General features: G+C 69.5%; 5 protein-coding genes, 1 pseudogene and 2 CRISPR repeat arrays. Of the genes and pseudogenes, 3 read left to right on the top strand and 3 right to left on the bottom strand.

Features of this window, described 5'->3' with window-relative positions; genetic code table 11:
- Positions 1 to 281, top strand: a pseudogene (locus ABT001_RS35215) (type I-E CRISPR-associated endonuclease Cas1e); the annotation flags it as partial.
- Between the two features lie 25 nt (positions 282 to 306).
- Positions 307 to 618 (top strand): type I-E CRISPR-associated endoribonuclease Cas2e, encoded by a 312-nt coding sequence (cas2e, locus tag ABT001_RS35210; protein ID WP_351285696.1) that lies wholly within the window; start codon positions 307 to 309, stop codon positions 616 to 618.
- 18 nt (positions 619 to 636) lie between these two features.
- Positions 637 to 1,581: a CRISPR direct-repeat array (repeat unit 29 nt; unit sequence GTCCTCTCCGCGCGAGCGGAGGTGAACCG).
- A gap of 90 nt (positions 1,582 to 1,671) precedes the next feature.
- Positions 1,672 to 3,165: direct repeats of the CRISPR family, unit length 29 nt; unit sequence GTCCTCTCCGCGCGAGCGGAGGTGAACCG.
- 57 nt (positions 3,166 to 3,222) lie between these two features.
- Here cas2e and ABT001_RS35205 read toward each other — a convergent pair.
- The 3 genes from ABT001_RS35205 to ABT001_RS35195 all read right to left on the bottom strand — a co-directional run bounded on the left by ABT001_RS35205 (position 3,223) and on the right by ABT001_RS35195 (position 9,044).
- On the bottom strand, positions 3,223 to 3,702 hold the full coding sequence (locus ABT001_RS35205) for a hypothetical protein (RefSeq protein WP_351285695.1): 480 nt from the start codon (positions 3,700 to 3,702) through the stop codon (positions 3,223 to 3,225).
- 478 nt (positions 3,703 to 4,180) lie between these two features.
- Positions 4,181 to 6,394: a hypothetical protein gene (locus tag ABT001_RS35200; protein ID WP_351285693.1), complete on the bottom strand. Its 2,214-nt coding sequence runs from the start codon at positions 6,392 to 6,394 to the stop codon at positions 4,181 to 4,183.
- A gap of 1,909 nt (positions 6,395 to 8,303) precedes the next feature.
- On the bottom strand, positions 8,304 to 9,044 hold the full coding sequence (locus ABT001_RS35195) for a GntR family transcriptional regulator (RefSeq protein WP_351285692.1): 741 nt from the start codon (positions 9,042 to 9,044) through the stop codon (positions 8,304 to 8,306).
- 402 nt (positions 9,045 to 9,446) lie between these two features.
- Between ABT001_RS35195 and ABT001_RS35190 the strand changes: the two genes are divergently transcribed.
- On the top strand, positions 9,447 to 10,316 hold the full coding sequence (locus ABT001_RS35190; protein WP_351285690.1) for a hypothetical protein: 870 nt from the start codon (positions 9,447 to 9,449) through the stop codon (positions 10,314 to 10,316).
- The last annotated feature ends 41 nt before the right edge of the window (positions 10,317 to 10,357 follow it).

The following is a 10,357-nucleotide window of genomic DNA, read 5'->3' as shown; positions in this document are numbered from 1 at the left end:
CCTTCGTCTACGACATCGCAGACCTCTACAAAGCCGAACTCACCATCCCTCTCGCCTTCTCCCTCCACGCCTCCTCCAACCCGGAAGGCGAAGCCCGCCGCTCCTTCCGCCACGAACTACGCCTCTTCCAGCTCCTCCCCCGCATCGTCACGGACATCCAGCAGCTCCTCGACCCGGATCGCGCCTACGAGCGCCCCGACCCTGAAGAACAGATGGTCGACCTGTGGGACCCGGTCGCCGGGTCGGTACCTGCCGGCGTCAACCACGGGAAACAGCTGTGACCCGCCCACCGGAAAGGCACGGCCCATGTCCTCGATGATCGTCATCTCGGCCACCGCCGTCCCCGACCACCTCCGCGGCGCCCTCACCCGCTGGCTCCTCGAAGTCACACCCGAGCTTTACGTCGGCACCGTCTCCGCCAAAGTCCGCGACGAACTCTGGGCAGCCGTCACCGCCTGCACCGGCGACGGCATCGCGGTACTCGCCCACCCCGCCGACAACGAACAAGGCTTTCAACTACGAACAGCCGGCGCCCGCCGCCGAGAACCCATCGACTTCGACGGCCTTACCCTGATCGCCTTCCAGCGAGAAAGTCAAGAAATGGCAAACCCCCTCTAACGTCCCAGGTCAAAGAGGGTCCTCTCCGCGCGAGCGGAGGTGAACCGGACCGGCGGCCGCCGGCAACTCCGGCTGACGCGTCCTCTCCGCGCGAGCGGAGGTGAACCGTCCCGGTCCTCGCTCTCGGCCTTCGCCGCGATGTCCTCTCCGCGCGAGCGGAGGTGAACCGGAGAGACATGGCAGCCCCCACGAAGCCGACACGTCCTCTCCGCGCGAGCGGAGGTGAACCGACGGCAGGCAGGTCATCAAGGACGGCCGCTGGGTCCTCTCCGCGCGAGCGGAGGTGAACCGCTCGACGCCGACCACGGCCCCGTCCCGATCAAGTCCTCTCCGCGCGAGCGGAGGTGAACCGGCGGCGGCGGCGGAGGCGAAGAAGGCGCCGGCGTCCTCTCCGCGCGAGCGGAGGTGAACCGCGCTTCACATGCGGAAACACAGGGGGTGGGGGGGTCCTCTCCGCGCGAGCGGAGGTGAACCGCTGTGCAGGCGCAGGAGCCGCAGGGCGTGGTCGTCCTCTCCGCGCGAGCGGAGGTGAACCGGCGATCAGCGACCTGATCGCGTTCAACGCCCGGTCCTCTCCGCGCGAGCGGAGGTGAACCGCGCAAACGCGGTACGCCACGGGATGCCGATGAGTCCTCTCCGCGCGAGCGGAGGTGAACCGTCCTTGATCTTGATGTCGCCGGACATGGTGTGGTCCTCTCCGCGCGAGCGGAGGTGAACCGCGCGTCCTCACCGACACGGTGAAAGAGGCCGGGTCCTCTCCGCGCGAGCGGAGGTGAACCTCGGCAACGCCGAGTCGCACCGTGACGACTCCGGTCCTCTCCGCGCGAGCGGAGGTGAACCGCTGGGGGTGGCACCCCGGCGGCCCCGGACCCGGTCCTCTCCGCGCGAGCGGAGGTGAACCGAGGACCTGCCAGACCTGCGGGACACGGAGCAGGTCCTCTCCGCGCGAGCGGAGGTGAACCGTCGCGGTCGCGGATGACCCGCGTCCTTGCCGAGTCCCCCGCGCGAGCGGAGGTGAACCCCTGGACGGTTCTCACTGCGGTTTGACGGGTGCGTCCTCTCCGCGCGAGCGGAGGTGAACCGGACGTCCTTGTCGCGGACATCACGGCCTCCCAGTCCTCTCCGCGCGAGCGGAGGTGAACCGTTGGACGTTACTGAGCCCAGCAACCGTGCCGTGTCTTCTCCGCGCGAGCGGAGGTGAACCGCCGAGCGCCGCATGGCCGCCTACGCGGAGATGGTCCTCTCCGCGCGAGCGGAGGTGAACCGAGGCGGTTCTGTACATCGAGCTGGAGGGCGTCGTCCTCTCCGCGCGAGCGGAGGTGAACCGTGGCCGTCCTGTGGTTCCCGTTCGACGAGCACGTCCTCTCCGCGCGAGCGGAGGTGAACCGTGGCCGAGTGCCCGGATCGCGAGGAACGCCCCGTCCTCTCCGCGCGAGCGGAGGTGAACCGGTGCCCTTACCGTTGGCCCCGGACCCAGTGAAGTCCTCTCCGCACGAGCGGAGGTGAACCGCCTTCATCACAGCCGGCGTACTTGTACGGCACGTCCTCTCCGCGCGAGCGGAGGTGAACCGCACGGCCAGTCGGTGCCCGAGGCCAAGGGCAAGTCCTCTCCGCGCGAGCGGAGGTGAACCGGGCTGCTTGTGCCAGGCATGTCGCCTCGTATGGTCCTCTCCGCGCGAGCGGAGGTGAACCGCAGCCCTCCCTTCCGGGCCGGGGCCGCCCTTCGTCCTCTCCGCGCGAGCGGAGGTGAACCGGATGTGCAGGTCGTGATGGGGCACGAGCGTGGGTCCTCTCCGCGCGAGCGGAGGTGAACCGCGGGCCCGATAACGAGGGGATGAGGCATGGCGGTCCTCTCCGCGCGAGCGGAGGTGAACCGGTCGGCGGCACCGCCCGGCCCGTGCACGGAGCGTCCTCTCCGCGCGAGCGGAGGTGAACCGGCGCCGCCCTGGTCCCCGGAGAACCCGCTGTTGTCCTCTCCGCGCGAGCGGAGGTGAACCCTGGGGTCAGTTCGCGGCGGCCCGCGCCGCGACGTCCTCTCCGCGCGAGCGGAGGTGAACCGGTCTTGGCCAGCGCCAGGGTCTTGGACGTCAGGTCCTCTCCGCGCGAGCGGAGGTGAACCGAACCTTTCGGTAGCCGGCCGAGGCGTCTGAACGTCCTCTCCGCGCGAGCGGAGGTGAACCGTCCTGCGCTGCTGCGATTTCCTCAGGAGCGAAGTCCTCTCCGCGCGAGCGGAGGTGAACCGGACGCGCCGCCCGCCCGCAGCCGCACCACGTCGTCCTCTCCGCGCGAGCGGAGGTGAACCGCAACTCGGCCGCCTCCTCGGAGTCTCGGCAGAGTCCTCTCCGCGCGAGCGGAGGTGAACCGGCGGAGGTCACTCTGGAGACGACCCGCCAGTCGTCCTCTCCGCGCGAGCGGAGGTGAACCGGCGATTGCGGGCCCGCAAGGCTCTGACCTGCGGTCCTCTCCGCGCGAGCGGAGGTGAACCGCGCGTGTACTTCGATGCCATGAAGGGCCAGGCGTCCTCTCCGCGCGAGCGGAGGTGAACTGTGCCGGCGGATTGCTCGGCGGGGCCGGACCGCTCCTCGCGAGCGGAGGCGGACGGCCTCAAGTTTCCAGCCGAGGGGTCTGATCGCGTCCTGACCGCAGGTCGGGTGCTGCTGCTCTTGAGGTGGACAGTGCCGACGAGGTCCGGATATGCAGATGCCGGACCGAATCCGGGCCTACACTCTGGTTGATCTTGGCGATGATGTCCTGCTGATGCAGGTTCAGCTGGGTGCGGTGGTCGGGCGTGGCTGGCTGAAGGTGAAGGATTCCTGTTTCCGGGTCGTAGCGCACGTCGCGGTCACGTTCCCGGCGAGAGTCGGGGCGATGGTTGACCACTGCTGGAGGACGTTGCTGCCAGCTGCGGCCAGTTCTCAGCCGCGTACCGCGACCATCCAACTGATCGCGGCACCGAAGGACAGTTCCCTGCCGCCGCTGACGCACTTCTTGGATCATCGGGTCGACGACCGTCGCCTTCCGGCTGGCCAGATGTGCCTCAAGGGCCCGCCGGTAACCCTCGCACACCGTCTCCCTGGTCTTCACCGAGTCGGCGGGCGCAGTCGGGGACGGGCCTGCCGGGGCAGCGCCAGCCGAACCAGGCACGGACGGACGCGGCGCCGGGCGGTGTCCGCAGGGCGCGCACGATGGTGCGGCCCGCTGCCTTATTGCCAGCTGCGATTACCCGGCTCTGCTCCAGCGGGTCTGGGTCGCCCAAGCCGTCGACTCCGAGCAAACGGTGAGCCGGCCGGAGTCGGGGTCGTACGACATGGCGGCGACGGCCGGCGAGTTCGGGGGCGGTGGCCGCCCACCGGTCCCGCAGGAAAGCGCCGGCGGCCGGGAAGTCGCAGGTTCGTTCGGTGACCGGCGTGCCGATCGCCGCGCCCGGGGCCATGGCTCGCGCCCGTCGCGCCGCCCCGTGCGCACCGGCTGCGGCTGTTTCTTCACCTTCTGGCGCAGCTATCCTTGCGGGCCGCCTCCATCGCGGCCCGGGCCAGGTTGGCGCCGGACGTCTCGCCGCTGCTCATGCCTGCCCCCAGGTGGTGTAACCGAGGTTCAGGTGCACGAGGCCGGACAGGCGCTGCACCTGAGCGACGAACGCTCGGGTGAACAGGCGCTGCGCCGACAGCTCGCCGTACCGGTCGATGTGGTCGAACACCAGCTGGTGGTCGGCGGCGGCACGGTTGCGCCAGTCCAGGACCTGCTCGCGGGTGAGCTCCTCGAGGACCAGCTCCTGATCGTCGTCGGCATTGGCGAACTCCGGCTTCACAGCGGGGACGACGACCGGGCGCGGCGCGGGCATCGCGGCCGGAGCCACCGGCGCGGCCGCGGCTTCGGCACGGGCCTTGGCGCGCGCCTCGGCAGCGACGGCCCGCTGCTCCCGGATCTGCTCCCACCGGCGGGCCTTGGCCCGCGCTTCGGCCATCACGTCCTGGTGCAGCTGCTGCTCGACGGCCGTACGGCGCTCACTCTCGGAGGCGTGTGGCATCGAGGCGTCGACGGCGGCGGTGACCGCGCGGCGCTGGGCACGGCGGTCGATCTGCCGGTCCTCGCAGCGCGGGCAGTCCCGGCCTGAGTCGAGCAAAGCGCTCTCGTCACACCGGGGCTCCGCGCACAACTGGCGCTGCGACAGGGCGCGGCCGATCAGCCAGCCCACCGGATCCTGAATCGGCTTACCCATACGCATCTGCTCGTCCAAGCGCCGGGCGAGCCGGTCGGCGAGGATCTGTGGCGCGTCCGTGCGACCGGCGAAGCCAATTACCCGCTCCAGCTCGCTGCCCGCCGCAGCTTCCACCAGCTTCCGGGCAGCTGGATGCTCCAGGCGCGCCCAGATCAGGTCGACCGGAGCCAGGACGACCCGCAGATCCTTCGGCGGCAGAGGCACTCTCCCCCGCTGCTGCCTGCCCCGACCCGCATCGTCCAGGACCCGCACCTGAGGACCGGCCACCGGCCCGCGGCCGGGCTTCTGGCTGCTGATCGACGGGGACTTCTTCGGCTGTTCCCCGCGCAGCGGGCTACCCTCGCCGTCGACCAGCATCAGCCCGACAGCAGCGTTGCCGTCCACGGCTTGGTCCTCGCGCTCGCACGCGCGGCCCGGCAGATCACCGAACCCACTACGGCTGTCGCCGGAAAAGCCATCAGAGAGCGAGAGAGACGGGATGGGAGTAACCAGGGGAGGGTGGTCAGTGTGAAGGGTTGCCGCAATGCGGGGCTCTGCAACGTCCGCCTCATCCGCAACAGGCATGCCGTTGACCTGCGGATCTGCATCTGACTGCGAGTGCTCACTACGCCTTGCTGCAACACCGCGCTCTGAAAACACGGGCTCCAGGGCCTCCGTACGGTCCTCCCGGATCACGTCGGCACCACTACGGCCGTGCGCAGCGGCGACCGCCGGCACCAGCAACTGCGACCGGTTCGCGAGCCCGGACGCGGTCTTCAGGCGTACCCGGCACACCAGCTCCCGGTCCTCGAGGCGTCCGAGGATTCCCGCGGCCGCCGCTGCCGTACACCCCATTAGCCGGGCCAGCGTGGCTGCTGCCCGGCCGCGCTTGGTGTCCACGCTCCCGCCGCACAGCCGAACCCGCCCGGTCGCCCGTCCCTCCAGCACCAGCAGGAGCAGCGCCAGGCGGTCTGTCGACGCGCCCCGACCGGTACGCGTACCGATCAGCCCGGCTGGGGTGACGGAGCCGTTCCGGTGCGTCCAGCCCGGACCCATCACGGCCTCCAGCAGCCGCCACAGGGTGGCGTACTCCTTCTTCGCCAGGTTCAGCGGGTGCCCGACCACACCCCGTGCCGCCTCCAGCGGCTGCACCTTGCACTCCAGCCCGTCGTCCTGGCCGTAGTCGCCCTCTGCCGTGTCGACCGAGACAACGCCCGAGCGGCGCAGCACCGGCAGGACGTCGGAGGCCGTGTACGACGCGGACACCCCGATCCACCGCCCCAGCTCCGAGGTGCGGATCCTCACCACGCCGCTCTCCGACGGCGTACGCGACGCGAGCACCAGAACCGCCAAACGCACCGCGTCCGACGCACTATCCAGGCCGGCTACGTCCAGCAGCGCCCTCACCGCGCGACCCAGCCGGGCGCGCGCGTCCCGACCGAGCGACAGGGGATGACCCGCCGCCCGCTTCGGGACCGGCCCTGCCTGTGCCGGGATCGACCGGAGCCGACGCCGGCCAGCCCCGCCGACGAACGTACGGGGGCGCGGGAGCGCGGCCCGTGCCGCCACGGCGCTCACCGGACCACCGGCCCGGCAAGAGCACCAGAACCGACACGGGCCGCAGTTTTCTGCGTCTGCGTCGGGCCGGAGTGCACGCTATAGCGGACGCCGTTCTGAGCAGGCGGAATATGAACTTCGAGATCTATCCGCTGACGGTGCATCAGGCGGCCGGTGGACAGAGTCCACCGCCCCCGGACCGCCCCCGCCGCCCCCATGAGGTGAGAGCGGATGTTAAAAACCGTCCCGCCGTACGGGAAGCCGCCCCCGGAGCTGTCGACGACCATCGCGAGCGAGCGCTGCAGCTTGGCGGCCGCCGCCGCGCGGTGGACTCGTACGGCGCACCGGGCGGACGGCGCGAAACCGGGCGGTGCGAAGGCGAGGGAAGCGTTCATAGCCAGCCCAAGTCCGAAGATCGTCTCCAGTGTGACAGGGCGGCCGGAGGTGAAAGCGGTCAGCCGACCGACCGGAACGGCCGTACGCGCCTGCCCCGCGCCAGCCTCACCGGCGCAGGAACCCGCGAACGGGACATGTCGAGGCGCCTGCCTGCTGACGGGATAGGACGTGAAATCAGTCACATGGCCGAGTGCTGGGGGCTGGAAAATTCGCCGGACTTGCAGGCTGCGGGCATGCCGAAGCTGGCAACCGCACGAAACGTCGTGCACAATGACTCCCGTGTTAGGGGGCCTCGCCTCTTGGCACGACGAAGCCCCCGAAAGGGCTTCGGTTTCTGGGGAGAAACCTGATGTTGAACCGCTCGGCCGGCGCCAACCGGACGGGCAATCCCTTCGGGGGAGCTCGGCAAAGCTCCTCCGGTGTCAGAAGGGCTCCAGCTGAGGCGACGGCAATCGCTTCACGGCTAGGAGGCCCGGGGCGGCAGACCCATATAGGGGGCCGCCCCAAAAGGACTACGTCACTTCAACCCCCTCGGCAGAGGCGCGGGTCGAGGCATATCCAGGCAGCACGAACACCCCGTCGAAGGACCAGCGACCTGCGAGGTCGCTGACCCCACGGCGGGGTGCAGTGTGTGCGCGTGCGGGTACGGGTACCCTGATCACGTCGCCACCTCCTGGTTCGTAGGAGTAAGCGGCTGGCCAACCGACCCCCACTACAAGGTCGTTGGCCCGAGTGGCCCCTCCCGGTTGCCAAGCCGGTCGGCGGGGCCACTCGCATTTTTGATCTACGTCAGACGCCACCATACCGCCGAGGTCGGCCCCGAAGAGACCTTGGGCGCAACGTGTCGATTCCACTGCTCGCAGCGCCCACTGACGGCACTTCACGATCCCGCCGGCACCAGGTGCAGGGACAGCTGCGCGGCACACCAGGCGGCTACGAACCATCCACGCAGGAGCAGTCAGCGGCTCCCCGCCGAAGGCCATCTGCCGCATAGGCACCTCCCGGCATCTTTCCAGGTGAGGTACTTCTGTTGCACTGACTGCTGAGCCCAGCCTGACGACCGCAGAAGACGAGCGCGGCGCTTGCTGCACAACTCCTCCTTCGCACAAATTCTTCAACATCACGAATGCCGCTCCCGCCTGACGGGACGCCTGAAGCGGAGTGCCTGCCGTACGGGAACATCACTGACCGCCTCGCAACTCGCGAAGGTGAGCGACAAACTTCTGGGCGTCGGAAGAGCTTCCATAGTGCGTCTGCAGAGGGCGCCCCAGGCCACTGGCCACCATCGCGAGCGACGGCAGCGACTTCCGCTCCCCCGCCAGAGCCCGCTCCCCGTACGCGAGCGCCGCGTCCAGGTCACCTTCGCGAGCGGCGACCACACCGAGCGTCAAAGCTTGGCACGGCCCCTTGATCGCGCGGAGGTGACGAGTGGGGGGTGACATTCAAGATGTCAACCCCCACTCGTCACTTTTGGTAGCTGCCTCTCGAACGCAGTGTGTGTAGTCCAAGCGCCTTGCTTTGAGGGGGCCACGTGTCATTTTTTGAGCGTGCTGGCTGCCAGAGATGTGCTCCAGCGGAGGATGGTCGCTCCGCCGGTGACCTTGACGGCTACTTCAACTACGCGGTCGTCGGCCAGCGTTACCGTCCGGACGATCTGGCTAACAACAACATCCCCAGCCGTTAGGCCCAGGTGTTCCTTTTCGGAGCTGGTAGCGAGACGCGACGTCACTTCTTCCAGCACACGGTCTTGCGCGACACCGAGACGCGTCGCCGCCAGTTCGCGAGAGCCTCCAGTCGAGACGGGCTCGGCCAGCTCTGGTGTCGCAGCGACCACGAAGGCGGGGTAGTAGGAGCTGCTCAGGTGTACTGGAACACCATTGCGGCTGACCAGACGGCGGCGGACATGGACAGGGGTGCCGGGCGTAACGTCCATGCGCGGCGCAACCAGTTCGTCTGCTCCGACGGTGCCTACCTCGAGAATCCGAGAGCTCTCGCCGCCGTCCAGCGCCTTTCCCGTCTCCCCGTAGAGCCGTACCCGGGTGCTGATGTTGTTGCTGACCGGCCCGACCACCACCGTGCCAACGCCCGGCCTGGCCATGGTCAGCCCCTCCATTTTGAGGACTCGGTAGGCCCTGTTCGCGGTCGTCTGTGCCACGCCATAGCGCTCACAAACCTGCCGCAGCGACGGCATGGTGGCGCCTGGCTTCAGCGCCCCGTCCTGGATCTGCTTGCGATAGCTCGCGGCGATTTCTGCGTATCCGACTGTGTTGGGCATACCGGTCTCCTCTCTCTAGCTTCGCGCGCCACACCTCCATGGTGCAGCTCTATACGTCGAAGACTACGCCACGCAAACTTCAAGCGCTACCACTGGCGCTTAGATGCGCTAGTGGTCTACATTGGCCACAGTGCCGCTGAGCTGCTGAAGGCACTGTCTTCGCGTGGCTTCTGCTCAGCGCTACCTGCCACCGCAGGAGTGCTTCCCCGTAGGGGAGGGCCAGGGTTGATAGCTCCACCAAATCCCCTGGGCCCGGTCACCTGGCCGGTCACCTTCTGTTGCAAGTCGCAGCGCTGATGCGCTGTCCGATCAGCCAGGACGCCGACCTTCGGTCCGACGCCCGCCGGTCGGAGAGTTCACCCGCGACGTACCCCCCTCTCCCCTCTACCGGAGGAGTCCCTCATGGCCACGACGACTGTGGAGCCCAAGGCCCGCAAGCGCCGCCGGAAGACCCGCACCAAGAACGTCAGCCCCCTCCCGGCGATCAGCGCCTCGGAACTCACAGCCAGCCAGATCGACCTGACGCCGAGCAAAGAACACGTCATTTGTCCGGCCTGCAAGACCTGGACGCCGATTACCGGAGTCCTCGGCACGCCAGTGTTGGTCCCTCACCACACCACCCCGCACTACGACCGGACCACCACCACCCCCCGCCGCTGCTCCAGCAGCAACCGCCGGATCATCCTCGACACCGCGGTCAACGCCTGGCGGGCGGAACTGACCGAGCGGACCGAGGCGTCCGCGGCGGTCGCCTCGCGCCGGTCGACGAAGGTGCTGCCCCAGCCCAAGCGGGGCCCGGCGCCCACCCCGGTCCACCGTCTCGCCGAGCAGGGAACGCAGAGCACACCGGCCCTGACCCGTCTACTCCCTCTGCTGGAGCGCGCCCGGCACGCCGTCGACCGGCACCGCGCCGCCTGCTCCCTCTGCAAGGCCGGCGGGCGGTGCGGGGCGGGCCGCGCCCTGGAAGTCCGGCTCGCTGAGACCCAGGCCTCCTGCACGATCGCCCGCGAGCAGCGGCACCACCAAGAGCGCCAGCCGCGCGGCCGAGCAGCTGCCCCGACGCGCCGGGCCGAGTGGGCCGCCGTACTCCCGGCGGTCCGGGACGCCGACACCCGCCGGACGAACGTGCCCGTCGCGCCCGGTCGGTCCGAGGCGCCCGCCCAGGCCGGAACCGCCAGCGTGCCGACGGAGCCGGAGAACCTCGCGGCGCACGACCGGCGGCAGGCCGAACTGGGCAATCAGTACGCACGCCTGGCGGCTCAACCCGCCTGACCCGCCCCGGACGAACGACCGAGGCCCGGCCGACCCGATCA

This window comes from Streptomyces sp. NPDC002793, from assembly GCF_040295485.1.
Classification (GTDB): Bacteria; Actinomycetota; Actinomycetes; order Streptomycetales; family Streptomycetaceae; genus Streptomyces.
This window is presented reverse-complemented; position numbering and strand designations above follow the sequence as displayed.